This is a genomic window from Paraburkholderia youngii (assembly GCF_013366925.1).
Classification (GTDB): Bacteria; Pseudomonadota; Gammaproteobacteria; order Burkholderiales; family Burkholderiaceae; genus Paraburkholderia; species Paraburkholderia youngii.
This window is the reverse complement of record NZ_JAALDK010000002.1, coordinates 168,635-192,790: the sequence shown is the minus strand read 5'-3', so window position 1 is coordinate 192,790 and position 24,156 is coordinate 168,635. Positions and strand designations below refer to the sequence as shown.

The 24,156-nt window shown below is 60.4% G+C and carries 24 protein-coding genes and 2 pseudogenes; 14 read left to right on the top strand and 12 right to left on the bottom strand.

All coding sequences use genetic code 11. From position 1 onward, the window contains the following. Position 1: 1 nt before the first annotated feature. The 6 genes from G5S42_RS32145 to relB all read right to left on the bottom strand — a co-directional run bounded on the left by G5S42_RS32145 (position 2) and on the right by relB (position 6,470). Positions 2–433: an ExbD/TolR family protein gene (locus tag G5S42_RS32145; protein WP_176110843.1), complete on the bottom strand. Its 432-nt coding sequence runs from the start codon at positions 431–433 to the stop codon at positions 2–4. Positions 434–442: 9 nt separating this feature from the next. Beyond that, the gene (locus tag G5S42_RS32140) at positions 443–868 is read right to left on the bottom strand and encodes an ExbD/TolR family protein (protein ID WP_176110842.1); all 426 of its coding nucleotides are present in this window, start codon (positions 866–868) and stop codon (positions 443–445) included. A gap of 31 nt (positions 869–899) precedes the next feature. After that, a complete protein-coding gene (locus G5S42_RS32135) occupies positions 900–1,808 on the bottom strand; it encodes a MotA/TolQ/ExbB proton channel family protein (protein ID WP_176110841.1) in 909 nt (302 codons plus the stop codon). A gap of 108 nt (positions 1,809–1,916) precedes the next feature. Then, positions 1,917–2,636 (bottom strand): energy transducer TonB, encoded by a 720-nt coding sequence (locus G5S42_RS32130; RefSeq protein WP_176110840.1) that lies wholly within the window; start codon positions 2,634–2,636, stop codon positions 1,917–1,919. A 161-nt stretch (positions 2,637–2,797) separates the two neighbouring features. Then, a complete protein-coding gene (locus tag G5S42_RS32125; protein ID WP_176110839.1) occupies positions 2,798–5,554 on the bottom strand; it encodes a TonB-dependent receptor in 2,757 nt (918 codons plus the stop codon). Positions 5,555–5,897: 343 nt separating this feature from the next. Further along, positions 5,898–6,470 carry a type II toxin-antitoxin system RelB family anti-toxin gene (relB, locus tag G5S42_RS32120; RefSeq protein WP_176110838.1) on the bottom strand — a complete coding sequence of 191 codons (573 nt, stop codon included), beginning with the start codon at positions 6,468–6,470 and terminating at the stop codon, positions 5,898–5,900. A 630-nt stretch (positions 6,471–7,100) separates the two neighbouring features. Between relB and G5S42_RS32115 the strand changes: the two genes are divergently transcribed. The 5 genes from G5S42_RS32115 to G5S42_RS32095 all read left to right on the top strand — a co-directional run bounded on the left by G5S42_RS32115 (position 7,101) and on the right by G5S42_RS32095 (position 9,807). Further along, positions 7,101–7,241, top strand: coding sequence for a hypothetical protein (locus G5S42_RS32115; RefSeq protein ID WP_176110837.1), 141 nt, complete (start codon positions 7,101–7,103; stop codon positions 7,239–7,241). 384 nt (positions 7,242–7,625) lie between these two features. Then, entirely contained in the window at positions 7,626–8,051 is a 426-nt protein-coding gene (locus G5S42_RS32110) for a GNAT family N-acetyltransferase (protein ID WP_312883704.1), read from the top strand. A 119-nt stretch (positions 8,052–8,170) separates the two neighbouring features. Then, positions 8,171–8,704, top strand: coding sequence for a GNAT family N-acetyltransferase (locus G5S42_RS32105; protein ID WP_176110836.1), 534 nt, complete (start codon positions 8,171–8,173; stop codon positions 8,702–8,704). Between the two features lie 104 nt (positions 8,705–8,808). Then, positions 8,809–9,198: a VOC family protein gene (locus G5S42_RS32100; protein ID WP_176110835.1), complete on the top strand. Its 390-nt coding sequence runs from the start codon at positions 8,809–8,811 to the stop codon at positions 9,196–9,198. A 99-nt stretch (positions 9,199–9,297) separates the two neighbouring features. Next, positions 9,298–9,807 carry a GNAT family N-acetyltransferase gene (locus G5S42_RS32095; protein ID WP_176110834.1) on the top strand — a complete coding sequence of 170 codons (510 nt, stop codon included), beginning with the start codon at positions 9,298–9,300 and terminating at the stop codon, positions 9,805–9,807. 167 nt (positions 9,808–9,974) lie between these two features. Here the strand turns inward: G5S42_RS32095 and G5S42_RS32090 are convergent, their stop codons facing one another. Next, positions 9,975–10,565 (bottom strand): GNAT family N-acetyltransferase, encoded by a 591-nt coding sequence (locus G5S42_RS32090; RefSeq protein ID WP_176110833.1) that lies wholly within the window; start codon positions 10,563–10,565, stop codon positions 9,975–9,977. Between the two features lie 610 nt (positions 10,566–11,175). Here G5S42_RS32090 and G5S42_RS32085 point away from each other — a divergent pair. The 5 genes and pseudogenes from G5S42_RS32085 to G5S42_RS44545 form a co-directional block, all read left to right on the top strand. Continuing rightward, the gene (locus tag G5S42_RS32085; protein ID WP_176110832.1) at positions 11,176–11,913 is read left to right on the top strand and encodes an IS6 family transposase; all 738 of its coding nucleotides are present in this window, start codon (positions 11,176–11,178) and stop codon (positions 11,911–11,913) included. Positions 11,914–11,975: 62 nt separating this feature from the next. After that, a pseudogene (locus G5S42_RS32080) lies at positions 11,976–12,472 on the top strand (tyrosine-type recombinase/integrase); the annotation flags it as partial. A 131-nt stretch (positions 12,473–12,603) separates the two neighbouring features. Then, positions 12,604–12,873: a DUF1488 family protein gene (locus tag G5S42_RS32075; protein ID WP_176110831.1), complete on the top strand. Its 270-nt coding sequence runs from the start codon at positions 12,604–12,606 to the stop codon at positions 12,871–12,873. 617 nt (positions 12,874–13,490) lie between these two features. After that, positions 13,491–14,627 (top strand): diguanylate cyclase domain-containing protein, encoded by a 1,137-nt coding sequence (locus tag G5S42_RS32070; RefSeq protein ID WP_312883658.1) that lies wholly within the window; start codon positions 13,491–13,493, stop codon positions 14,625–14,627. Positions 14,628–14,818: 191 nt separating this feature from the next. Next, positions 14,819–15,058, top strand: a pseudogene (locus tag G5S42_RS44545) (sodium:calcium antiporter); the annotation flags it as partial. Here G5S42_RS44545 and G5S42_RS32065 read toward each other — a convergent pair. Both G5S42_RS32065 and phaP read right to left on the bottom strand, forming a co-directional pair. Next, a complete protein-coding gene (locus tag G5S42_RS32065; RefSeq protein WP_217710227.1) occupies positions 14,951–15,253 on the bottom strand; it encodes a hypothetical protein in 303 nt (100 codons plus the stop codon). The pseudogene G5S42_RS44545 and the gene G5S42_RS32065 overlap by 108 nt on opposite strands. 40 nt (positions 15,254–15,293) lie before the next feature. After that, positions 15,294–15,821 carry a TIGR01841 family phasin gene (phaP, locus tag G5S42_RS32060; RefSeq protein ID WP_176110829.1) on the bottom strand — a complete coding sequence of 176 codons (528 nt, stop codon included), beginning with the start codon at positions 15,819–15,821 and terminating at the stop codon, positions 15,294–15,296. A gap of 474 nt (positions 15,822–16,295) precedes the next feature. On the opposite strand from phaP, the gene G5S42_RS32055 reads away from it, so the two are divergent. Next, complete coding sequence (locus G5S42_RS32055) at positions 16,296–17,882, top strand: gamma-glutamyltransferase family protein (RefSeq protein ID WP_176110828.1); 1,587 nt, start codon at positions 16,296–16,298, stop codon at positions 17,880–17,882. 181 nt (positions 17,883–18,063) lie between these two features. Here G5S42_RS32055 and G5S42_RS32050 read toward each other — a convergent pair whose 3' ends face one another. From G5S42_RS32050 to G5S42_RS32040, 3 genes are read right to left on the bottom strand one after another with little or no spacing between them, the layout of a single operon-like run. Next, positions 18,064–18,654: a flavin reductase family protein gene (locus G5S42_RS32050; RefSeq protein ID WP_176110827.1), complete on the bottom strand. Its 591-nt coding sequence runs from the start codon at positions 18,652–18,654 to the stop codon at positions 18,064–18,066. Beyond that, positions 18,644–19,399 (bottom strand): GntR family transcriptional regulator, encoded by a 756-nt coding sequence (locus G5S42_RS32045; protein ID WP_176110826.1) that lies wholly within the window; start codon positions 19,397–19,399, stop codon positions 18,644–18,646. The genes G5S42_RS32050 and G5S42_RS32045 overlap by 11 nt, the downstream gene beginning before the upstream one ends. Continuing rightward, on the bottom strand, positions 19,396–20,361 hold the full coding sequence (locus G5S42_RS32040; protein ID WP_176110825.1) for a polysaccharide deacetylase family protein: 966 nt from the start codon (positions 20,359–20,361) through the stop codon (positions 19,396–19,398). The genes G5S42_RS32045 and G5S42_RS32040 overlap by 4 nt, the downstream gene beginning before the upstream one ends. Positions 20,362–20,678: 317 nt before the next feature. Between G5S42_RS32040 and G5S42_RS32035 the strand changes: the two genes are divergently transcribed. The 3 genes from G5S42_RS32035 to G5S42_RS32025 all read left to right on the top strand — a co-directional run bounded on the left by G5S42_RS32035 (position 20,679) and on the right by G5S42_RS32025 (position 24,156). Next, positions 20,679–21,737, top strand: a complete 1,059-nt coding sequence (locus tag G5S42_RS32035; RefSeq protein ID WP_176110824.1) for an ABC transporter ATP-binding protein — start codon at positions 20,679–20,681, stop codon at positions 21,735–21,737. A gap of 81 nt (positions 21,738–21,818) precedes the next feature. Further along, entirely contained in the window at positions 21,819–23,114 is a 1,296-nt protein-coding gene (locus G5S42_RS32030; RefSeq protein ID WP_176110823.1) for an ABC transporter substrate-binding protein, read from the top strand. Positions 23,115–23,241: 127 nt separating this feature from the next. Further along, positions 23,242–24,156 carry an ABC transporter permease gene (locus G5S42_RS32025; protein WP_176110822.1) on the top strand — a complete coding sequence of 305 codons (915 nt, stop codon included), beginning with the start codon at positions 23,242–23,244 and terminating at the stop codon, positions 24,154–24,156.

The window sequence follows — 24,156 nt, the reverse complement described above, 5'->3', positions numbered from 1 at the left end:
CTTATTGCATGTACTGCTCGTTACCGATGAGCCCAATCTTTGTGGCGCCAACCCGCTGCGCCGACGCCATGACGGCCGCCACATCTTTATAAGGCGCGAGCCTGTTCGGACGCAGATGAATCTCGGCCTGCACGGGCTCGGCCGCGACATGCGCAAGCTTTGCCTCGAGGGCGGCGCGGTCCGGCACCGGCGTGCCGTTCCAGGTCGTCGTGCCGTCGAAATCGATGTCGATCTGCACGATTTCGGGCTGCGTGAGCGGCGGCGGCGGATTGCCCACCGGCAGATTCATCTTCACCGCATGCATCTGGATCGGGATCGTGATGATCAGCATGATCAACAACACCAGCATCACGTCGATGAGCGGCGTGGTGTTGATGTCCACCATCACTTCCGGGTCACCGCCACCGCCGCCCGAAGGAACGTTCATTCCCATCTTCGCCTCCTAGCCGCCGCGCGCAGGCGGCTCCGTGATAAATGACACCTTCGCGATGCCGGCGCGTTCACAGGTCGTGATCACGCGGCCGATGAACTCGTAACGCGTGTTCTGGTCACCGCGTACGTGCACCTCGGGCTGCGGCTGCATCACCGAAACGTCCTTCAGCCGCGACAGCAGCGTCGCACTATCCACGTGCTTCTCGTTCCAGAAGAAGTCGCCGTCGCGATTGACCGCGATCTCGATGCTCGCTGGTGTCGTCTGCAGCGGCTGGATCGTTTCCTTCGGCAACTGCACCGGCACCGTATGCGTGACGACCGGGATCGTGATCAGGAAGATGATCAGCAACACCAGCATCACGTCGACGAGCGGCGTCGTATTGATAGCGGCAATAACGTCGTCGCTATCTTCGTTTTGCCCCACGCTCATGGCCATGGTGGACCTCGTTCAGGCTTCAGACTGCCGGTTACGGGGCGGTCGCGGCGGAACGCACCGCGACAGGACGGGCGGGACGCTTGCTGCCGGCGAGCAGCACGGCATGGAGTTGAGCGCCGAAGGCACGGACGCGCTCCATCACCGACTTGTTGCGGCGAACGAGGAAGTTGTAGCCGAGCACGGCCGGCACGGCGACGCCAAGACCGATGGCCGTCATGATCAGCGCTTCACCGACGGGGCCCGCCACCTTGTCGATCGAGGCCTGGCCCGCGATGCCGATCGCGGTCAGCGCGTGATAGATACCCCAGACGGTGCCGAACAGACCGATGAAAGGGGCCGTCGAGCCGACTGTCGCGAGGAACGCGAGACCGTCCTGCATACGGTTCGACACGTTCGTGATCGCACGCTCCACCGAGACATCGATCCATGTGTTGCGGTCGACGGCTTCGAGCAGTGCCTCATCGTGATGCTGGCCTGCCTCGATCGCCGTCTCTGCGATGAAGCGGAACGGCGATGACTCATCGAGCTGCTGGGCGCCTTCGGTGAGCGACGGCGCGCTCCACAATTGCTCGTCGGCATGCTTCGCGCGGCGATTGGTGCGGAACTGCTCGAAGAACTTCGTGACCATGATGTACCAGCTGCCCATCGACATGATGACGAGCAGAAGCAGCACGAAGCGCGCGACGAAGTCGCCGTTCTTCCACAGCGCGCCGAGACCGTAGGGGTTCTCGACGGATTGCGTCGCTGCCGGTGCGGGCGGCGGTGCCGGCTCGTCGGCTGCGGTGGCGGACGCGTTCATCTGCGGCGCCGCTACGGCGGGCGCGGCGGAGGCGGCTACGCTTGCCTGAGCATGCGCGAGTTGCGGTGCCACGAGGGTATTCACCGCGGCGGCAGCGATCAGGAGACTGGTTGCCAGGTTGGCGACGGAACGCTTATTCATGTTGAGCTCCAGTTCAAACGTTGAACTTAAGAAATCGGGTTAAACCGTCGGTGCAGGCTTTCGTGCCTGCACCGCGGGCGCAGCGTGCGCGGTTTGTTATCTGTCGAGTCAATTGAGGTTGAACGAGAAAGGCACCTGCACGCGCACGGCCTGGCCCTGCGCGATGCAGTTGAACCGCTTGACGGCCTTGTATGCCGCTTCGTCCAGACTGTCGTGATCCGACGACTTGGCCACACGAACGTTGCCGAGATGTCCTTCCGGATCGACGGTAAATTCGATCAACACTTCGCCGGTATCGCCGTTCTCCTGCGCTTCCTTCGGATAGGCGATCGAGCTGCGGATCTGATCGGAATTCGGGCAGACGACACCGACTTCCGTGCGCACGGGCGCGGCAGCCTTGACGGGCGGCGCAGGCGGTGCGGGTGGTGCCGTCACGGGCGCGGACTGCACCGGCGTGGCCGTGTGCGCGATGGTCGGCTGCGGCGGCGCCTGGACCGGCACTTCGGGCGGCGGCACAAAGGGGGGCGGTGGCGGCGCAAACTTGGGCGGCGGCAGCTTCACCTCTGGCAGGGGCGGCGGAGGCGGCGGCTTGACCGGCTCGATGATCTTCGTTTCGATCGGATGCTGAATGACCTGCACGACCTTCGTCGCGAGGCCGTTGAGCAGCGCATAGACCAACACGATGTGGAGGACGATGACGACTGCAATGCCGCCGAAGCGGCGAACCGGATTTTGCTGCTTGCGCCCGAACTCGCGCTGGCGGCCGGGTCTGGCGACCCCGCTCGTGTCCACGGCTGATGTCGCAGTCATGCTTGCTTCTACTTTCATACCTTCGATCCTCGCAGCGTGATTCGCCTGTTCCATGTTCGAGGCGCTGTCGCGACTCGAACCGCGGATGAGGCTGTTCACAAGGGATTTCTTGCCACTGCCATTACACGCGGGCCGGCGCATGACTGTGTCTCGCACGGTCGGGCGCCGGCCTGTCGCGATCAGAAACGATAAGTCGCACCCACCTGGAAGAAGCGGCCCAGGTCCGTGTACAGCGATTGGTCGTAACCCGTGATGTCAGGAGTCGACTGCCACTCGACGTCGAACGGCGGCTTCCTGTCGAACAGGTTCTGGATACCGCCATAAATGGTCCAGTGCTTGAAGCCGCGATAGGTGGCCACCAGGTTGAACTGGCTGTACGAGGCAACCGACAGCGTGCCGCCATCGCCGAACTCGGCCGCAACCGCGTTCGTGTAGGGGCCCGTGTACTGCCAGGTGAGCGTGGTGGTCAGTTGGCGGTAATCCCAGCTCAGGCTCGTATTGCCCTTCCAGCGCGGGTTGCTCGCGCCGAACGGCTGCAGCAGCGCCAGGTTGTTGCCCGCGAAGTCCTGAGTCTCGCCACCGCTCTTCAGCTTGAAGTGCCAGACGTAGGTCCAGTCTCCCGCGAGCGTGAACGTGCCGTACTTCGTGCCCACGCTCTTGCGGAAATCGAGGTCGAAGCCGTCCGTATCGAGCGAGCCCAAGTTCACGAACGGCATCTTGATGTAGCGAATGGTGCCGTCCGGGTTACGCACGACCAAATTCGGATCGTTCGCCTGCAAGATCGCGTTCGGATCGGGCGTGCCGATGACGCTGTCGATGTGCACCTTGTAGAAGGCCGCACCGAAGTCCGTCGTCGCGTCCGGCGACAGCGTAAAGCCGATGTTGTAGTTCTTGGTGTGTTCAGGCTGCAGGTTCGGGTTGCCGGTCGTCTGCTCCGTCGTGAAGTGTTTGGTGGGCACGCCGCTCGGATCGTTCGGGTCCACCAGGTTCTGGTGGGCCAGATAGACCGATTGCGAGTTCTCGACCGGCGTCGGTGCGCGGAACCCGCGGCTGTACGATGCGTACGCCGTCAGCATGCGAACCGGCTGAAAGCGCAGCGCGAAGCTCGGCGAGAAGGCACCGCCGAAATCGCTGTAGTGGTCGTAACGGCCCGACTGCGTGAACGTCAGGTTGCGGATGATGGGAATGTCGACCTGATAGAAGGCGGCCGCTACGTTACGCTCGCCGTCCACGGACTGCACGTTCGCAGGCGCCGTGATGCCTTGCGTCGCATAGGTCTGCGAGTTGATGACCGTCGACTCGTGACGGAACTCAGTGCCGACACCGAGCCCCACGCCGCCGGCCGGCAGCGTGAACAGGCTGGTCGTCGAGGCCTTCGCGAGCACCTGGTCAAGCTTCGTGATCGACAGCTGGTTGTCATCCTGGAACACACCGTTCAGACCGTTCGGCGTGGAACTCGGGTTCGAGAAGTTGTAGGTGCCGTTCGCGAGCATGTTCTCGAGGCCAGCCACATTGAGCCGGTTCGAGTAGGTGCTTGCGACGGTACTTTGCGAATGCGCGTACTCTGCCGACCAATCCCAGGCGCCAAACTTCTGCGTGTCGAACGAACCCTTGACGCCCGTGTTCGCCATCAGGAACGTCGAGGTCGTATCCCAGACAGATACGTTGTTCGGGAACGTCAGGTTGATCAGCGTAGGAACGCCGAAGGGGTTGAACGGGTTCGAAGCCGAGACGGTGCGCCCGACCGGCGAGACCGTGCCCGTCGACGGGTCGAACACGTTGGTCTGGCTGCTGAGCGACGCCGGACCGTTCAACTGCACGGTTTCATTGCGGCTCGCCCAGAAGCCCGCATAGGCCTCGGTGGTGTCGTCAATCTTGAACGTGCCACGCACCTTTGCGCTCAGGCGTGTCGTTGACGGGATCAGCGACGTGCTGTTCGCCACGTTGTACGTACACGACTGGCCGCCCGTCGCCGTCGCGTTGCTGCCCGGCGGACACGGATTGAGCGCCTGATGGGTGCCGTCCGCGAGCTGCCAGTACGACTGCTGGTTCGGGCCTAGCGGCGCCGCGTTACCGCCCGGGAACTGCGTGAAGTCCTGGTTTTTGGTCATGTCGCGGTCGGCGAGCGTCGAGCCGCTGTCGCGGTAGTAGCTCGCGGCCGCCGTGATGTTCCAGCGGTCGGAAGTCAGGTTGCCGAGACCGCCCAGGACGCTGAAGGTGCCCTGAGCGTTACCGGGATGCTGGGCCTTGCCAAGCTGACCGTCGATCTGCAATCCCTCGAAGTTCTTCTTCGTGATGATGTTCACGACCCCCGCGATCGCGTCCGAACCGTACACGGACACTGCGCCCGTCTTCACGATTTCGATGCGCTCCACGATGTTCATCGGGATCGTGTTGATGTCGAAGAACGTGTCGGTGAAGTTGACGGGCTGTGCGTAGTTGGCCACGCGCTGCCCGTCGATGAGCACGAGCGTGTACTTTTCGCTGAGGCCGCGCAGCGCAAGGCCCGCGCCACCGGGGGCCGAGCTCTGAGCCGTCGATTGGGACCAACTGCTTGCGGAGTTGACGGCTGTGCCGCGCAGGAAGTCGGCCACGGTCGTGTAGCCGCTTTGCTGAATTTCCTTCGCGGTGATGACTTGAACTTCAGTGCGGCCTTGTTTGTCTGCGCTGCGGATCAGCGAACCCGTCACCTCGAACTTCTGCAGCTGCTTCACCGAGCTCGTGCCCGCCGAAGCGCCCGATGCCGCGCTCGGTGCGGCGGCCGTCGCATTCGCGTCTTGCCCATCCTTCTGAGCGGAGACCGTGTCAGTTTTCGTCGCCGCCGCGGTTGCTGCCGGCTGAACCTGTGCAAACGCCGTGGTCCCAAGCGCAGCTGTCAGCGCAATCTCTGCCCACACTATTTTCCGTATGGCAGATCCCAAAACCGTGAGTTTCATTTTTTCCTTCCTGTCATTGACCCAAGTCGACATGCCAGAGAACACCTTTGGCACTTTCCCCCGTGCGGCACCCGTCCGAGACCGCCCCGTTACTTCATGACCCCCGCATACCACCGACTATGCGCACAACCCTAGTCACCCATCTCGTCCACTTCGGTGAATATCAAACAGGAGACGAAAATGTACTTAGTGCGGTTATTAGAAATTTCAGGCAAAACCAATCCCTATCCATCGTTCGCAAGGAATCGATGGATCACTCTGCATTCGACATGGATTCATACATTTAGGACTATAAAATGTATGAAACGGAGATTCGCCGCGAACGCAGCGAAGCTACCAATGCTTAAAACAGTCTCGGCGAACCTACCCAGACAATCACGGTTTCTTCGTTAGCCGCATTGGCCCACCCGTGGGGGACCGTCGACTCGAAGTGTGCGCTGTCACCTGGATCGAGCACAAACGTACAGCCCTCCAGGCTCAGCGATATCTGACCGCTGAGCACATAGAGAAACTCCTCTCCAGCATGTGTCGTCACTTCCGACGGCGGCTGACCTGCAGGCATTCGAACGAGAATCGCGTCGAGCTGCCTGCCGACCGCTGCGTTGGTGAGGCGAGCAAACTGATTCGCCGAGTCGGCAAAGCTGAAGTACTGCCTTTCGTCTGCACGCCGCACGGATTTCGCTTCGGTTGGTGTTTCGACGAAGTACTGCATGGTTACTCCAAGCGCTTGCGCAATGCCGGCCAATGACGAAATGGACGGCGTCGCGTGCCCTCGCTCGACCTGAGAAAGGAACGGCTTCGATATTCCCGCCGCCGTTGCAGTTTCGTCCAAGGTACGCTGGAGTCGCTTGCGCAACGCTCTAATCTTGCTGCCCAGCATAAGAGGGGCAGTGCTTGCTCGTTCATCACGTTTCATATTTGTAACTAAAGATATCAGTAAAAAAATCCGCGTCAAAATTTGTTTGACGAGAGCAAACTATTTTTTCTTTTAGGCCACGCTACGCCAATGCGCCGTATTGGTGCTTGCACTCATTCCACTTCAGCGCGTTGCTCGAGCTTTGAAGGTAAAAGCGGCATTGCGCCCCCGGCTGATCAAGATTGCTTTGTTTATCAAATGATTAGCGACGCTGGGCGGCAGCCGAAATAAAAACGTTGGTTGAGAAAACCTGAAGTCCCAGCTTTCGGAAATTCGCCGCCTTGGCGCAACGACCTTAGACACAATTCCCCTAAATGCATCGCATTGGGGATTTCGCACCAAAAATGTCATGGCGTTCTCTATGCACAGAACGTCGCTTTAGATTACTTCCTCTAGTCAACCCTTCTTGCTGGTTTTGGTAATTAGATAGCTAGCACCCCCCGGTTCGAGCCGAACGGAGGCGTAGAGTCATGGTGCGAACACCGCCGGCATGGGCAAGTTTAGTGGAATCGAGCCTCACCCAAAAAAATAGGGAGCGGAATCGTGCATGGCTTGTCGTTGAGGAACTGAAGTGGCCAGCGTAAAAGCCCCTAACAAGATGAACGAACGAGCTATGCAACGGCATCGCTCATGATCACCCCAGTCGTCGTTGACCGGAAGTCATGGCTGTTCGCCGACACCGTTGCCGGGGCGCAAGCCAGTGCTGAGGTGCGCTACCTCGGCATCGAGGCAGACGACGCACCTGAAATGGCAGAACAGACTGAGCAGTAGGATGATGGCCCGTCAGCGAGGGGACGCTGACCGGTTACTTTCAGGGATTCACGACGCCCCGCGGATTGATGATCCGCAAATCGACATTGACGGCATTTTCTTCGAAAGGCAACATGCTTCAATGAACTCCGACGCGCTCAATGTCATCACGTGCACCGTTGTACACAGCCTTTTCCAACGGCCCCGCGAATCATGACGGGGCCGCGTCTTTTACGCCGCTCCGAATTGCGTTGGCACAAATAGGAATGATTGCATGCATGACAGAGTACGTGCTTCCGTTCTTGATGAGGTTGCCGACGTGCCGTTTTGGCCGCTCGAATCAAGGAGCGTTGCGTGCTGACGATACGAAAGGCGAATCGCGATGACGCATTCGACGCGTAGGATATCCGTAAAACGTCGGTGCATGCTGCCTGCGCTGAGCACTATCCCAGAGCGGCCCTGTCGGCGTGGGTCGATGGCTCGCCAGGCGACAAATGGGTTAGCGTTGTCGAACGTGACTTCCATGTCGCCGTCGATCGGGGATCGGTTGTCGGAACAGGGATGCTTACGCTCGCAAGCGGGCGAGTCGACGCGATCTTCGTCCGGCCGTCTCATATGGGTCGCGGCATTGGACGCAAGATGCTGGATTTTCTTCAGGCGTTGGCCGCCGGGCACGGCCTTGACGCAATGCGGCTCGATGCGACGCTGAACGCGGTACCGTTCTATCGTAATTGTGGCTGGTCGGGCGATTCGATTTCAACGTACCGTACCGCGCGCGGACTGGAATTGGCTTGCGTGCCAATGACGAAGCTTGTCATCGTGGGTGGCTAAGGTGCCGCTCTTGGCCGACGACTGTTGCCCGCATGGGGCAATAGTCGGCGGTGGATTCAACCGGTCGATGCATGTTTCTAATTCGTCGACATATGAACAAACCTCGACGGAAACGTGAGATGCTGCAGCGGCCGACAGAAATCCAGATTGAATCAACCCGGCTCCTGATTAAACCGTTCACGGCCAGCGACGCCGATGCCACGTTCGCATGCATCACCCCTTCGCTCACCCGTCACATGGCCTGGGACACGCCGGCATCCCGGCAAGACTTCGACGAGGTCTGGCAGTCGTGGATACCGTCGATAGACGACGGGTCAGACTATGTATTCGCGATACGGCACCGCGCAGACGGGAGTTTTCTTGGGTTGGCCGGACTCCACCGCGTACGCATGGAGAGCCCGGAACTCGGCATATGGATTCGTGAAGATCGTCATCGAAATGGCTTCGGCCGCGAGGCCGTAACTGCTGTTGCGCAATGGGCAACGCGAACCATTGGCTGTGCAAGTTTCACCTATCCGGTCGCAGAACAGAACCGCTCGAGCCGGCACATTGCCGAATCGTTAGGCGGCGTCATTGTGGAAAGCCGCGTGACGCCAAAGTACACATCCTGCGTTTACCGAATTCCACGCCGGCCAGTCACAAACCAGGTGTAAGCGGTTCGGCCTGCAGATCGACATCCTTCGGCACAGATGTCGCTCGGCTTTGTGTTGCAAGCCGATGTTTGATACGTTTTCAACAATCTCCACGATTCCATTCGATGACGATGCATCTCAGAGTCGCACGGCCCGTTTCCGATCTTGCCCGTAGTGAACGCATGTATTGCTCAGCGCTTGATCTGGCCGTGCTCGCCAGATTTCAGGATCATCAGGAATTCGACGGGGTGATGCTTGGAAGTCCCGGCATGGACTATCATTTTGAGCTTACCCATTGCAGCGAACATCCCGTGATGCCTCGCCCAACGAGTGAGGACTTGCTGGTGTTTTACATACCGGATCGACAAGTGTGGAGGGCGATGTGTGATCGCCTTGTCGAAAATGGATTTGTTTGCGTAAAGTCGTTCAATCCTTACTGGGACGTGTCGGGTCGAACATTCGAGGATCCTGACGGCTATCGGCTCGTCTTGCAAAATGCAGCGTGGAGCGCCTGACCCTATCGCGTATCGGTCTTCCTACCGGCGGTCCGCACGTCGCTTGTGGGGTCGCACTGAGGCGACCGCCCCCGAAAATTTCCCTCACCATGGCTGACGATGACCTATCCGATAAGCTATCGACGCGCGACAATCGAAGACGTTCTGACAATCTGCGAATTGGGTCAAATTTTGAATGCGAGCCACCACTTGGCACGCCCCGACATCTACGCAGATGCCACCACAGAATTCGGCCGCGACGAGCAGCACTGGCTCGCCAGCCTCCAAGGAGAAGATCGAGCGACGTTTCTTGCCGAGTTTGGCAGCAACGCCGTCGGTTTCATTACGATTCAGGTGGTGAAGCCGATAAGCCCGCTTTTGCAACCGATGGTCGTCGGTCGCATCGGTTCCGTCGCGGTTTTAGAACAAATCAGAGGACGCGGGGTCGGCAGCTCTCTTATTAAACTCGCAGAAGAGTGGGCGCGGAAGCAGGGTGCCACCGATATCAGACTAGCCGTTTGGGAGTTTAACGAACAGGCGGTCAATCTGTACCGAGAATTGGGCTACGAGATTCGCGCGTTCGAGATGGGAAAACGGATTCGGACCTTGTTGGATATTCCGTGCGCCTGAGCCGGCGACCGGCGACTGCGGCCCGGAAGTGACGAAATTGATCGCTGACGATGAAGATCCGTTGGGCCCTTTTCCGCTAGGCTCAACTTATTTCCGCCCTTCCGACGGCGCCGCCAGCTTTGCGTCCGTGAAGATAGAAAGGTAGGAGCGAAAGCTGCCAGACTGGTTCAACGTTCTCGAATGTGGTTGATTAGCGATGTGAGAACGTGGTCGACCCATACCCCATTGATCCTCAGATAGGAACGAGCCAAGCCTTCACGCTCAAACCCTAGCCGCTTCAATAGTTCTTCGCTACGAACATTTTCAGGTCTAAAATTCGCCATTATTCTGTGCAAGCCGATTTCGTCAAAGATATAGGTGATCGCAGAGGTCAATGCTTCGCGCATCAAACCTTGTCCCTCAAACCGTTTGGCAAGCGAAAACCCAAGATGACATGCCTGAAACGGGCCACGCACGATGTTGGTGAAGTTGCATTCACCGACCATTTCGCCGGTTCCAGGCGAAAATAGGAGTAGATGCACTGCGACTCCTGAGTTGTTGTTGTGCGCCATCATGGACAGCCGTCGGCGAACTGATTTTTTTTCGAAGAAGCTTTCGGCTCTAAGCGGCTCCCAAGGCTGCAGGTGAGCGTGATTTTCAATGGAGTATTCGTGCAACTCATGCGCGAATTGCTCACATGCCGGTACAAGTTTCAGGCGTGCCGTTAAAATCTCACGCGGTAGTACATCGATGTGAACCCTCGTCACGTCGTCCTCCATTGAAAGCACGGTGAAGTAGTGTAATCAGAAATTATTCGTCAACAATTCGGCCGGCGACATATGATTCAATGTCCGCGGTGGAAAAGCCACGCGACGGCCTCCGGTCGTGTCTTACCGTTTGCATGGACTGCGGACCCGATGTGATCGCCGCACTCGGCCGTCGGGCGCTAGTCGGCCACGGTCCGTCGTCCGCACCGCTGCCAAAATCCGCGACCATCGTGACATCACCAACATGTGCCGGTAGAAAATGACTAACGACGAGTTGATCGAATCTCTAGCCGCCGACCTGCGTCTGACATACGGGTGCCACACAGCGATTCCCTATGGTTCCCGTGCACGTGACGATTGGGAGGCTACGAGCGATATTGACGTAATTGCCTTTCGGAACACCGGTAACCACCAGCGCGTCGCGTCGCGATGGAATGGTCTGTTTCTCGATCTATTCGTACACACATCGAATGATGTAGCCGATGCCAGTTGGATCCGGATCAACGGCGGCGAGTACTTTTTCCGCAGAATGGGTTTGGCGACAAGGTTCTTGATGGTGTGAAGGCGCTCTTTGACGCAGGGGCGCTGTCACGTTGGCGGGGTGTTCGCGTAACATGATGCGATGACGACGAAAACGAAATCGCTTTATCGCGGCCACCGGTTCCCGGCGACGGTCATCAGCCACGCGGTGCGCTGGTACTTCCGGTTCCAGCTCAGCCTGCGCGATATCGAAGAGTTGCTGTTCGAGCGCGGAGTGACGGTCAGCTACGAGACGATTCGCCGCTGGTGCGAGAAGTTCGGTGCGGCCTTTGCCCATCGGATGAAAGCGGCGCGCCGCAAGCCGGGTAGCACGTGGCACCTCGATGAAATGTTCGTCACACTGCGTGGCCAACCGTATCTGCTGTGGCGAGCAGTCGACGAGCACGGCGCCGAACTCGACATCTTGCTGCAAAAGCGGCGCGACAAAACTGCAGCCAAACGTTTCTTCGAGCGTGTGCTGCGTTCGAACCCGGTGCCACGCAAGATCGTCACCGATCAGTTGCGCAGCTATCCCGCGGCGAAAGCCGACATCCCGGAGTTGGTCAACCTGAAGCATGTGTTCTTCAGGGCTGCGGCCCGTGTCAACAACCGGGCAGAGAACAGCCATCAACCCACGCGGGAGCGCGAGCGGCGCACGCGAGGCTTTCGCGACCCGAAGCGTACGCAGGCCTTCCTGTCGAGCTTTGGTCCGATCCGGCAGCACTTCGCACTGAAACGACATGTGCGGCGCGCTTCTCTCTATCGTAAACACCTCGCGGCCCGGTTCGTCGCGTGGCGCGAATTTACCAATGTCACCCAAACTCCGTCGAATGTCTTCTGAGCCGCAGTGCGTTATGGATCATCATCGACGAAGTCGCCCAAGTTGACAGTGCCGTCGAGACCGATGCGCGCGGGGATCACTGGCTGCGCGTGACGGGCAAGGGAAAGAAGCTGGCGCGCGTCGCGCTGCCGCCGCTCGCGTGGGACGCGCTCACACAGTATCTCGCCGGACGCGAGTTGCCGATCGCGCCGGTGCGCTGGCGGCCGGAAACACCGGTCATCGGCAGCCTCGAGACAGACAGTGAGGCAGCGATCAGCAGCGGGCGGCTCTGGGTGTGCTCTGGCGCTTCTTCCCGCTCGCCGCGCAGGCCATCCAGGCGGATCATCCGCCACTGGCAGAGAAGCTGCGTCGCGCGAGTCCGCACTGGATGCGCCACACCCATGCGACCCATGCACTGGGGCGCGGCGCGGAACTGACCACCGTGCGGGACAATCTGCGGCACGCGTCTGTATCAACGACGTCGATCTACCTGCACAGTGATGAGCAGAAGCGGGCCAGGCAGATCGGGGATGCTTTTGGTACAGACATACGCCGCCAGTCAGGGCACAACCGGCATTGAGAACCACTGGCTTCCACGCAGTCCGAAGCTGCGCGTCAGGACCTGCAACCCGCCCACTGTGCCCGCATCCGAAATGCATAACCTGTGCAAAAATCATCGTGACCTGATCCGAAGCGCCCTCCTTGCCGTCTATGGAAACCGTCGAACTTGAACCGCAGGTGCTCGTCAATCGTCTCGGCGTGGCATTTTCTCTGGTCTTCCAGAACCGCCCGGTCGAATGCATGATCACGATCACGGCGCTGGAAGCGTATTTCTGGCTCGAGCCACGCGCAGGCGACGAGCGCATCCTCAAAACATTTCGCGATGGCTACGGCCGCATCCGGGCGATAGCCGAACGGAAACTGCTCGCCCATCCCGTTGCACGACTTGAATTGACACTGGCAGATTTCTCGCGCCGCTGAGACACCGGTTTTTTCGCCGGTGACGCATCCTTCAACCCGCATTCCAGAATCGAGTCCGACAGTGCGTGGAATTCGTCTGCAGTTAGCCGAACGACCTGTTCGCGACTCGCAAGTGCAGACGCCTTGATGGAGCTTCCTAGCGGGTGGTAATCAAGTGCATCCTGGCGCGACGACAGTCCGGATTGACCACCTTTTGGCAGCTGGCTTTTGGGCGAAGCCTCGGCATTGTGATGGATGACTTTGACCGTTAGTTGCACTTAATCGGGGGACATTCAGGGACTGCGACTGCGGCGAGATGCTCGCAACACCCCAACACTTCGCACGCAGTTGTGCATTGCCGTGTGACAGGCGGCCTCTCCTTCCCGTCAGTCTTACGGTGAGCTTCCACGCACCTTGTCGCGCATTCACCTCTCGAAGGTGGCGGCATCACCTTCTTCCGCAAACGATTAAGGTGAGCTGGAAAGGTCCAATTCAATGACAAGCAAACGTTTGGTGGATCTTTTCTTGTCAGCACACTCCTGCAGCCACAAATATTTCGTAGGTAGAACATTCACGGCGATTGCATAAATTATCTTAAGATGGATTCCAACGGCGGGTCTCAGTCGTGGAGACCCCAAGTGAACAAATACGAAGTTTTGCCGAGACGGCAGTTATTGGACTCTAGCGGGGTGGTTGGGATGGCCGAGGCGGATCTTCATTCTTGGCGCGAGCAAGCAATGTTGCGTGTGTTTCCGAAGAACCCCGAGAAGGAACAAGCGATACTGCGCATGGTTTTTGGAACTGTGGTTCTGCTCGCGTACCTGGCTTTTACCTTGATTTGTCATTCCACAGTCGCCTACTCAACGATGGTGACGGTCGCGATTTACGTGGTGTTCGGTATCGTGACGTACGTCGCCACGAAGGTCGGACCAGCGCGCTCACACCTCAGGCTAACTCTCACCACGGTTGTCGACCAGGCAACGGTGACGACAGTTCTGGCAATTGGCGGCAGGGCCGCGCTTCCGCTGCTCTGGGTGGTTTTTTGGTTACTGGTGGGTGCCGGCTGCCGTTACGGCCGACGAATGCTGGCGCTGTCATGTGCGGTGGCGCTCGCTGGATTCGTAAGCCTGATGTATTGGCAACCGTGGTGGCGGACAAACATCGAGGCCGGACTGGGTTTGACGTTTAGCGTTGCAGCAATATCCCTCTACCTGGCGGTGCTGGTGTATCGACTCGAAAAGCGGGCTGCGACTGACCCGCTGACGGGGCTAAGCAATCGCCTCCGGCTTGAGCAGGTGATTGGGCGAACGCTGACCGGTCGAGGTACCGAAGTCGGTCAGACTGCCTTGTTCCTGATAGACCTGGACGGTTTCAAAGAAGTGAACGACGCACACGGACATGCGGTAGGTGACGAATTGCTGCGGAATTTTGCCATGGCCCTGGTAAGCCGGATGCGCCGCGGTGACACGCTCGCACGATTGGGCGGAGATGAATTCGTAGTCCTTGCACACCACGTATGCGGCCAGGAAGGCGCGCTCAGAATTGCCGATAGTATTCACGTCATCCTGAGCAACGTGCGAACCGCTGGCGGACATCCGACTGCCGTTTCGGCCAGCATTGGAGTGTGCATGCTGCTGATGGAAGGCACCGGAGGCAGCTCTCTCGACGCCCAAACATTGATGCGTGCCGCGGATAGCGCAATGTACCGGGCGAAAACGCGGGGTAAGGGGCAGACAGAGTTTGCCGACGCAACCGACATGCAGCCGCTATGCTGAACGACCGCTTCGGGCAATTCCCAAGGGCCGATGACGGTCCGAAAATATGAGTTCGGTGAAGCTAACGGGGGTCTCCGTCAACCTGAATCCCACTGGAAAGTGTATCTGCCGGTGATGGAGCTGTCGTTCGTGATGATGGTGTCCGCCATCATCACGGCCGAGAAGCGCCGCCATGTTGTGCAACACCAATTTGGTACGTCCGGGCGTTGTTTAGCCTCGCACTGGTTGGCGTCTACGTCATCTATATGGTGGTGACTTTTCGCGCATCGGAACAACCGCTCCAGGGAGGGCATGGAACGGAGGCGCTGGTTGCCATGTTCCTTTCATGAACGGGCCTGCCAACCAATCTTGCGACCATTACCCTCCAACTGGCGATTGGTCTGGCGCTTCTTGTCGGCGGGGCTAAAGGACTTATTCGCGGTGTTGAAGGCAGTCGCACCGCTGATCACGATGGTTTCTGCTCGACAGGTTTCAGGTTCATCGTCCAGGTTTCCGTTAGAGCGGCCGATGCGTTCGGCTCTCGACGCGACGTACCGATGCACACGTAAAGGCACAAATGATTCGCGCACGCCGGCCGCGGCGTGCGCCCGCGCCGATCTTTCGTCTGATCCGACTTCCCCGGCCAAGCGAGGGTGGCCGCGCGTACTGCTCCGCGTCGGACCCGCACTACTTTGACGCGCCCTCTCCATCTGCCCTACCGCGCCGCCGCGCAGGAGTTTCGTCCTCGGGTTGCGAGATAATCTGCGCCGTTTCCTGCATGCTGTATGTCGCGGGCCCCTGGTCTCCCATGAGAATCGAGGACCCGAACCCAACGGTCGCATCTTCGAGCATACCTGTCATCACGAGGAAGCCCCGGTTCACGCGTTGCTCGGCGTCATTCACGACATCCGCAAACGAGTCCAGCAGGATTTCGTTCGCATGGCGCCAGTAGGCAGCCGCTTTCGCCGACCCGGCAAGGACATAGCTCGCCTGCAGCCGCCACGCGCCCAGCGGCGACCTTTCTTCAAGCGCCTTCGATGCGACCGCAAATTGTTCGTCAATTGAAGTCTTTACTGCCGTGCGGTTCAGTTCGAACAACCTTTCCGCCACATCGACAAAAAAATTAACTGCCGCGCCACCCTCGGCACTGCCCACCGCAGCCCGTTCGGTCTCGCCTCCATTACCCGGAAGTACCAGAAGCGTTTCGCTCGCCATAACTGTCTCCTCGATTGGGACGATCTGCAGGTACCGGTCGCAAAGGACCGGCGCGAAAATGATGCAGCCTAGCCCGCCGCAAAGACCATTCCCGCCGACCGGTGCTCGAACTGTTTCGCACGAAAATATGCTGGCGTGCGTCGAGCAGAAACGGAGGGGTAGCTGAATTGCTTCCAGCCGCTGCAATCCCGCAGCAAAACCCCGTGTCGCTCCCCGCTTCCGTCGCCAGCCTGGACAACCTTGTCGGTATCGCGCCAATCGCGGAAGCGTTGATCAAGACGCTGGCAGGTAAGGCACGCACGGGCCGATTGGACGAATTGAAGTGCCGACCTTGCCCTCAGTGCCCTTGGCCGGATCCGAGTCGAAAGAGCGTTGCAGATCGGCATCGATTTTTTTCGATGCGCTGCGTGAACATATAATCCGTACTCCGACGAGCTCACGCGCGGCTCGTCTCCTGTAACGGAGTAGCAATCGATGCGCGACACGCGACTCGCCGGCCCGACCGGCGGCATGGTCACCAGCCCCCACGCGTTGGCGAGCGAGGCCGGCCGCGACGTGTTGCGCGCCGGCGGCAATGCGATCGAAGCGGCTATCGCGATCGGTGCCGCGCTGTGCGTGACGTATCCGCATTTCACAGGACTCGGCGGCGACGCGTTCTGGGTAATCGGCGACCGCGAGGGAACCTTGCGCACGCTGTCGGGCATCGGCCAGGCCCCGGCGCAACTGCCCGCGTTCGACGGCGCGATCCCGTTGCGCGGCGCGGCATCCGCGCTCACCACCGCAGCGACCGTCGATGCTTGGCAGCACGCATACGAGGTCAGCAAAGGCGCATGGGGCGGCACACAGTCGTGGTCGTCGCTGTTCGACCGCGCGCTCAACTATGCCGGCGACGGCTTTCCCGTCACGCCGTCGCAGCATTTCTGGCAAAGCCTGCGTGCCGGCGAGCTGAATACGTTGCCGGGCTTTGCGGCAACCTTCGCTCCGCACGGCAGGATTCCCGCTGTCGACGAGCGTTTCACACAACCGGCGTTGGCAAAGAGCATCGAGCGGATTGCCCGTTTCGGCGCACGCGAGTTTTATGAAGGCGAACTGGCGGAGCGCATCGCGCGCGGTTTGCAGCAGGCCGGCTCGCCGCTCACTTCGAGCGATCTCGCTAGAACGCGCGCGCGCGACGAAGCACCGCTGCGGGTCGCGTATCGCGGCGGCGAACTGGTGAGCCTGCGTCCGCCTACGCAAGGCGTGACGACGCTGCAAATCATGGGCACGCTGGATCGCTTCGACATCGGCGCGATTCGCGAAGGGAGTGCCGATTACTATCACCTGCTGGTGGAAGCGGTGAAGTGCGCGTTCGTCGACCGTGACCGCTTTGTATCGGATCCCGAGTTCAACACCGTGCCCGTCGAGCAGATGCTGTCGCCCGCGACGCTCGACGCCCATGCTCGTTCGATCGACCCACATCGAGCGCGCGAGTGGCCACACGTGTTCCATCCGGGCGACACGGTGTTCATCGGCGCGACGGATAGTCAGGGCCGCAGCGTCAGCGTGCTGCAAACGGTCTACTTCGACTGGGGCAGCGGCGTAGTCGCGGGCGATACCGGCATTCTGTGGCACAACCGCGGCGCGTCGTTCAGCACGCACCCCGCGCATCACAACGCGGTGCAGCCGGGCAAGCGCCCTTTTCATACGCTCAACCCCGGCATGTACCTGAAAGACGGCCGCCCGTACCTGCTGTTCGGCACACAAGGCGCCGACGGTCAGCCGCAAACGCTCGCCGCCATTCTCACGCGGCTGATCGACTACGGGATGGACCCGCTCACCGCACTCGCCCGTCCGCGTTTTCTGCTCGGCAAGACGTTCTCCGACACGCGCGATGCGTTGAAGCTCGAAGAAGACGCAGGCGCCGACGTGTTCGCGGCGCTCGCCGCGCGCGGCCACGAGGTGAGCGCGATCCCGACGCAGAGTCCGCTGGCGGGTCACCCTGGTGTGATACGCATCGATGCGGACGGCGCGGTGTCAGGCGCGCACGATCCGCGCAGCGATGGCTGCGCGCTCACCGTGTGATGGATCGGCGCGTGGGTTCTTTCCCGCGTGCTGGTTCACGCGGGCCGTTCAGGTTCGCCTACGTCGCGGCCTATGCAGACGGTCCAGACGCGGTGATTCACCAGCTAACGCAAGCGCGTCTATACGCGCGTTGATCGCTGAACGGGCTAACGCTTGTGCTCCATACGCGTCAACGTCAACGTCAACCCAACGTAAAGCGGTCACGCGTCGTCACATAGTCACTCGCGCCGAAACGGCCCACCGGAAAGTAGTGCTGCAAACGCACGCGCCACGTTTCGGTGTCGATCAATTCGTCGCGCGCATGCAGCCGATGTACGCGGCCAATAAAGATCTGCCGGGTGGTGGTCTCCAGCGTCTCCCATATCGTGCACTCGAAAGCAACCGGCGCTTCGGCAATGCGCGGCGGCGCAACGCACGAGCTCGGCACCGGCGTCAAGCCGACCTCGACAAGTTCGCTAACGCTGGGCGGCAGCCTTTCCCCGCAGCGATGCATTTCTTCGGCGATCGTCTCGTCGGCGAGATGCACGACGAACTCGCCGGTCCGCAAGATGTTGACCGCCGTGTCCTTCAGCGTGCCGTCCGCCACGCGGTTAATGCTGATCATCACGATCGGCGGTTCTTCGCCGAGCATATTGAACATCGAAAACGGCGCGGCGTTGATCGTACCGTCGGCGCCGAGCGTGGTGACGAGCGCGATCGGACGCGGCACGATCAGGCTCGCCATCAGCTTGTAGCGCTGGTATTCGGTGATCGCTTCGAAATCAATTTCCATGTCGGGCCGCCTGGTTCGTAGTCGTGTGTTCAATGATGCCGAGCAATTGGCCGAGGCTTTTTTCGCCGCGCATTCGCGAGGTTTCAATGCGTTCTTCGAGATCGCGCAGATGCGCTTCCATATGCCCCATTGCGCCCGCCGAGTCGCGCGCCTCGATGCAGTCGACGATCGCAGCATGCTCGGCGTGCTCGCACGGCGCATGCCCCGGCGGCTCATACACCCCGACGATCAGCGAACAGCGCGATACCAGTTCCTTCAGATAATTGTGCAGGATCGAATTGCCGGCCAGCGCGGCGATGCGCATATGAAAGCCGCTGGCGAGCGTCGCCCACGAAGGCTGGTCGTAGCGGTGCATGGCGTCATGCTCGCTCGCGAGTTGTTGCCGCAGCGCCTTGATGTCCGTCGCACTCGCGCGCCGCACGGCAAGCTCGACCAGCATCCGTTCGACTGAGCGCCGCGCCTCGAATATCTCGCGCGTTTCCTCGGGCGAGGGCTCGGCGATCACCGCGCCCTTGTTCGGCCGCAATACGACGATGCCGTCATAGGCGAGCTTTTCCAGCACACGACGTACGACCGCGCGGCCCACGCCGAACAGTTGGCACAGTTCAGGCTCCGGTAACTTCGTGCCGGGAATCAAACGATGATTCATCACGCCGTCGAAGATCGACTGATAGATGCGTGCATTGATATCCGTGTCGTCACCGGTGTTTTTCTTCGCGGTGGCCGCGCCGGCTTTCGCGCTCATGCGACGGCCGGGCGCACGATGCCGGCCCGCTCCAGATCGTCCATATGACTCGCGATCTCGCCCGGAGTGGTGATCCACACATCGCCTCGTGCGCGCGCCGTGGCGATATGTTCGAGCGCGCGGCGCAGATGCCGCAACCGGTACGGCTGTCCGACCAGATACGGATGCAGCGCGATGCCCATCACCAGCGCCTGCGCTTGCGCGCCGCGATTGGCCTGTTCGAGCATCTCGTCGAACTGATCGACGATCATGTCGGCGAACGCGCGGCCGTCCATGTGACGGCCCACCATCATCGGCAGATCGTTGAGTTCCTGCGGATACGGGATCGACCACAGCGGCGCGCCACGCGTGGCCATTCGTACGGGGCGGTCGTCGTGACACCAGTTCAACGTGTAGCGATAGCCGGTCTCGGCCAGCAGATCGGGCGTCAGATGCGACTCCGAAATCCACGGCGACAGCCAGCCGTGCGGCGGCGTACCGGATTCTTCCGCGATCCGTTCGCAGCAATGCAAAAGGAGCTCGCGTTCACCGCTTTCGTCGAGGTCGCTCTGCCGGTGCGCGTTCGTGTGGCCGTGGCCGATCAGTTCATCGCCACGCGCGACGCAAGCCTCGATCAGCTCAGGACAGTGATCGTAGAGCGCGGTATTGATCAGCGTGCCCGCGGGCAGCGCGAGCTGATCGAACAGTTCAATGCAGCGCCACGCGCCGACGCGATTGCCGTACTCGCGCCAGCTATGGTTCAGCACATCCGGTTGCGGCGAGAGCGGACCGAGTGCCGCACCGAGGCCTTCGCCGAACGCAAAGTGCTCGATGTTAAAGCCAAGATAGACCGCGAGTCCGGTGTCGCCAGGCCAGCGGAACGCGTCACTATCGGTGATCGGGCGGTAGGCAAAGCGGCCATGCGTGGCAAGCGATTGACGCGCGCGGTTCACTGCTACGGGCATGTTCCGTGTGTCGTTCATGAGCAGGAAATCGTGGATGTCGAAAAGCGCCACGACACGTAATGGATGAACCGGATTGGTCGGTTCATGCCCCGAGACGGATCGAAGACGCACCGTGATCGCGCAATCCCATCCTTCTGATCGCGAACGATCGACGCTGCGGATCGTTTGCAATATGTGAGCCAACTCGTAGACGTTAAGCACAACGGTACGTCGGCAATCGCGAGCGTCACAATTCGATGGATGGCACACGTCTTGCGTTTGCATGGCTTCGCATGGGCGGCGCATTGGTTTTGACGCGTGCCCCACTGTTCGCCGTTCACGAGGACACATCCTTCATGATTCAGCCTGCTTCAACGGTGCTCGAAACCAAAGCCGCCGATATCGAACTGGTCCACGTGTCAAAGCAATATGGCGATTCGCTAGCCGTCGACGCGATCGACCTGCGCATCGCCGGCGGCCAGTACTGTTGCCTGCTCGGCCCATCCGGGTGCGGCAAGACCTCGACCTTGCGCATGATCGCCGGGCATGAATCCGTCACTGAAGGTGACATTCTGATCGCGGGCCGCAACGTCACGCGCGCCGAACCCGCCGCGCGCGGCACCGCAATGGTGTTTCAGAACTACGCGCTGTTCCCGCATCTGAGCGCGCTCGACAACGTCGCGTTCAGCCTGAAGGTGCGCGGCGTCGCGAAGGACGTGCGGCGCAAGCGCGCCGCCGAACTGCTCGAACTGGTCGCGATGTCCGCGTATGCCGATCGCAAACCAGCCCAGTTATCCGGCGGCCAGCAGCAACGCGTGGCACTCGCGCGCGCGTTACTGAATCAACCGGGCTGCCTGCTACTCGACGAACCGCTCTCCGCGCTCGACCCGTTTCTGCGTGTGCAGATGCGCGCCGAACTCAAGCGTTGGCAGAAGGATCTCGACATTACCTTCGTGCATGTCACGCACTCGCAGGAAGAAGCGATGGCGCTGGCCGATCTCGTCGTGGTGATGAGCCATGGCCGTATCGAGCAGAGCGGCACACCGCACGAAGTATTCAACCGTCCGCGTACCGAATTCGTGGCCCGCTTCCTCGGCGGCCATAACGTCTTCAATACGAATGGCCACCTGTTTACCGTGCGCGCCGACCATCTGCGCGTGGTGCCGCACGGCGTCACGCCGGTGCAGAACGCCGGCGGCGAGAGCGGCCTGACACGCATTGGCGGCGTGCCCTGCAGGGTCCGTGAAGCCGAATACCAGGGCACGCATCTGCGCATGACGCTCGACCCGCTCGACGGCTCGCCCGAATTGATCTCGCTCGTGAGCGACGGCGACTACGACGCGACACGGCTCGGTCCCGACGCGCGCGTGGTGATCTGGTGGAACGAGCGGGACGCGCATCCGCTGGCAGCCTGAGTGCTTGCATCGCAGCGGATCGCATTGCAGTGAACCGAACGCCGAATAAGCGCGAATTGAACGTCAACTGAGGAGAAAGCAATGAGTGAAACGAACGAGAGCCCGGCAGTGGCCGCAACCGATGTGAAGGAAAAAGGGCTGTCGCGCCGCACGTTCATCAAGGGCGCGGTGGCGGCGGCCGGCATTGCCGGCTTTCCGTACGTGCATGCGCAGGAAAAGATCACGTTGCGCTACCTCGGCACCGCGGTCAATCAGAGTGCCGACATCGCGAAGAAATTCAAGGAAGACACCGGCATCGAGATTCAATACGTGCCAGTGACCACCGACGACGTCGCCAAGCGCATCATCACGCAACCCAACTCGTTCGATATTGTCGACACCGAGTACTTCGCGCTCAAGAAGCTGATTCCGGCCGGCACGCTCGCGGGCATGGACGCCAAACGCATCAAGCTCGCCGACAAGATCACGCCGGTGTTGACGCGCGGTGAAGTCAACGGCAAGACGATCGGCGACCAGGGCACCGCGCCAAAGAAGGTGATGTTCCTGACCGGCCCGCGCTCGACCGAGTTCTCAGCGAAGCCGACCGAATGGATGACGCTGATCCCCACCACCTATAACGCGGACACGCTCGGCATTCGTCCCGACCTGATCAAGCGTCCGATCGACAGTTGGGCAGAACTGCTCAACCCGCAGTTCAAAGGCAAGGCGGCGCTGCTGAACATTCCCGCGATCGGCATCATGGATTCGGCGATGGCGATCGAGGCGATGGGTCACATGAAATACGGCGACAAAGGCAATATGACCAGGGCCGAGATCGACCAGACCATCAAGATCCTGATCGACGCCAAGCATGCTGGCCAATTTCGCGCGTTCTGGAAGGACTTCAACGAAAGCGTGAACCTGATGGCCTCGGGCGAAGTGGTGATCCAGTCGATGTGGTCGCCGGCGGTGACGAAGGTGCGCACGATGGGCATCGCGTGCAAATTTCAGCCGCTCAAGGAAGGCTATCGCTCGTGGGCCTCGGGCTTCGGCTTTCCGCGCTCGCTGCAAGGCAAGAAGCTCGACGCCGCGTACGAATTCGTCAACTGGTTCCAGGACGGCTGGGCCGGCGCCTACCTGATGCGCCAGGGCTACTACCCCGGCGTGATCGAGACCGCGAAGACGCACATGCAGCCGTACGAATGGGACTACTGGATCGAAGGCAAAGCGGCCGCGCAGGACATCAAGGCGCCGGACGGCCAACTGCTCGAAAAGGCCGGCGCCGTGCGGGACGGCGGTTCATACACCCAGCGCATGAGTGCGATTGCGTGCTGGAACGCGGTGATGGACGAGAACATCTACATGGTTCAGAAGTGGAACGAGTTCATCGCGGCCTGATCGACGCCGCGGTTCGATGTGCTTGCCGAGGTGTGACGCGCCGGCAAGCACGGCTCCTTGAGGAGCGTAGTCATTTCTCGTTCTCGCGCAGCGATGCGCCGCGCAGTCATTCGATACACACCCGCCCATGGCAACCATCGACCTTCCCTCGCACGCGCAGGACACGACCGTCAAACATCGCCGCGCACCGGCATGGTTGCAGGCGACGCCGCTGTCGCTGACCTTCCTGCTGTTTTTCATCGTGCCGCTGGTCATCACGCTGATCGTCAGTTTCTGGGACTTCAACGAATACCAGATCATTCCCGCGTTCACGCTGAAGAACTACGCGGCGATCTTCAACGGCTGTTCGTCGATGACGGACGTTTGCGTGACCTTCAAGACGTACTGGTCGACGCTCAAGTTCTGCGCGATCGTGTGGGCAATGACCTTGCTGCTGGGCTTTTCGATCGCCTACTTCCTCGCGTTTCACGTGCGCACGACGAGCATGCAGACGGTGCTGTTCCTCGTCTGCACGATTCCGTTCTGGACCTCCAACGTGATCCGGATGATTTCGTGGATGCCGCTGCTCGGCCGCAATGGCCTCGTCAATCAGGTGCTACTCGGCGCACATCTGATCGACCAGCCGCTCGAATGGCTGCTGTACTCTAACTTCTCGGTGGTGCTCGCGTTCGTCCATCTCTACACGTTCTTCATGATCGTGCCGATCTTCAACGCGATGATGCGCATCGAGCGGTCGCTGCTCGAAGCCGCGCGCGATGCCGGTGCGAGCGGCTGGCAGGTGGTACGCGACGTGGTCCTGCCGTTGTCGAAGACGGGCATCGTAATCGGCTCGATCTTCGTGATCACGATCGTCATGGGCGATTTTCTGACCGTCGGCGTGATGGGCGGGCAACAGATTGCATCGGTGGGCAAGGTCATTCAGGTGCAGACCGGCTACCTGCAATTTCCCGCCGCGGCAGCCAATGCGATCATTCTGCTCGCCGTCGTTCTGATGATCGTGTGGGGTTTGACGCGGGTCGTCGATATCCGCAAGGAGCTGTGA

Coding starts and splice junctions, on each gene's coding strand:
- G5S42_RS32145 (WP_176110843.1), bottom strand. CDS start 433: ATGGGAATGAACGTTCCTTCGGGCGGCGGTGGCGGTGACCCGGAAGTG.
- G5S42_RS32140 (WP_176110842.1), bottom strand. CDS start 868: ATGGCCATGAGCGTGGGGCAAAACGAAGATAGCGACGACGTTATTGCC.
- G5S42_RS32135 (WP_176110841.1), bottom strand. CDS start 1,808: ATGAATAAGCGTTCCGTCGCCAACCTGGCAACCAGTCTCCTGATCGCT.
- G5S42_RS32130 (WP_176110840.1), bottom strand. CDS start 2,636: ATGAAAGTAGAAGCAAGCATGACTGCGACATCAGCCGTGGACACGAGC.
- G5S42_RS32125 (WP_176110839.1), bottom strand. CDS start 5,554: ATGAAACTCACGGTTTTGGGATCTGCCATACGGAAAATAGTGTGGGCA.
- relB (WP_176110838.1), bottom strand. CDS start 6,470: ATGAAACGTGATGAACGAGCAAGCACTGCCCCTCTTATGCTGGGCAGC.
- G5S42_RS32115 (WP_176110837.1), top strand. CDS start 7,101: ATGATCACCCCAGTCGTCGTTGACCGGAAGTCATGGCTGTTCGCCGAC.
- G5S42_RS32105 (WP_176110836.1), top strand. CDS start 8,171: ATGCTGCAGCGGCCGACAGAAATCCAGATTGAATCAACCCGGCTCCTG.
- G5S42_RS32100 (WP_176110835.1), top strand. CDS start 8,809: ATGACGATGCATCTCAGAGTCGCACGGCCCGTTTCCGATCTTGCCCGT.
- G5S42_RS32095 (WP_176110834.1), top strand. CDS start 9,298: ATGACCTATCCGATAAGCTATCGACGCGCGACAATCGAAGACGTTCTG.
- G5S42_RS32090 (WP_176110833.1), bottom strand. CDS start 10,565: ATGGAGGACGACGTGACGAGGGTTCACATCGATGTACTACCGCGTGAG.
- G5S42_RS32085 (WP_176110832.1), top strand. CDS start 11,176: ATGACGACGAAAACGAAATCGCTTTATCGCGGCCACCGGTTCCCGGCG.
- G5S42_RS32075 (WP_176110831.1), top strand. CDS start 12,604: ATGGAAACCGTCGAACTTGAACCGCAGGTGCTCGTCAATCGTCTCGGC.
- phaP (WP_176110829.1), bottom strand. CDS start 15,821: ATGGCGAGCGAAACGCTTCTGGTACTTCCGGGTAATGGAGGCGAGACC.
- G5S42_RS32055 (WP_176110828.1), top strand. CDS start 16,296: ATGCGCGACACGCGACTCGCCGGCCCGACCGGCGGCATGGTCACCAGC.
- G5S42_RS32050 (WP_176110827.1), bottom strand. CDS start 18,654: ATGGAAATTGATTTCGAAGCGATCACCGAATACCAGCGCTACAAGCTG.
- G5S42_RS32045 (WP_176110826.1), bottom strand. CDS start 19,399: ATGAGCGCGAAAGCCGGCGCGGCCACCGCGAAGAAAAACACCGGTGAC.
- G5S42_RS32040 (WP_176110825.1), bottom strand. CDS start 20,361: ATGAACGACACACGGAACATGCCCGTAGCAGTGAACCGCGCGCGTCAA.
- G5S42_RS32035 (WP_176110824.1), top strand. CDS start 20,679: ATGATTCAGCCTGCTTCAACGGTGCTCGAAACCAAAGCCGCCGATATC.
- G5S42_RS32030 (WP_176110823.1), top strand. CDS start 21,819: ATGAGTGAAACGAACGAGAGCCCGGCAGTGGCCGCAACCGATGTGAAG.
- G5S42_RS32025 (WP_176110822.1), top strand. CDS start 23,242: ATGGCAACCATCGACCTTCCCTCGCACGCGCAGGACACGACCGTCAAA.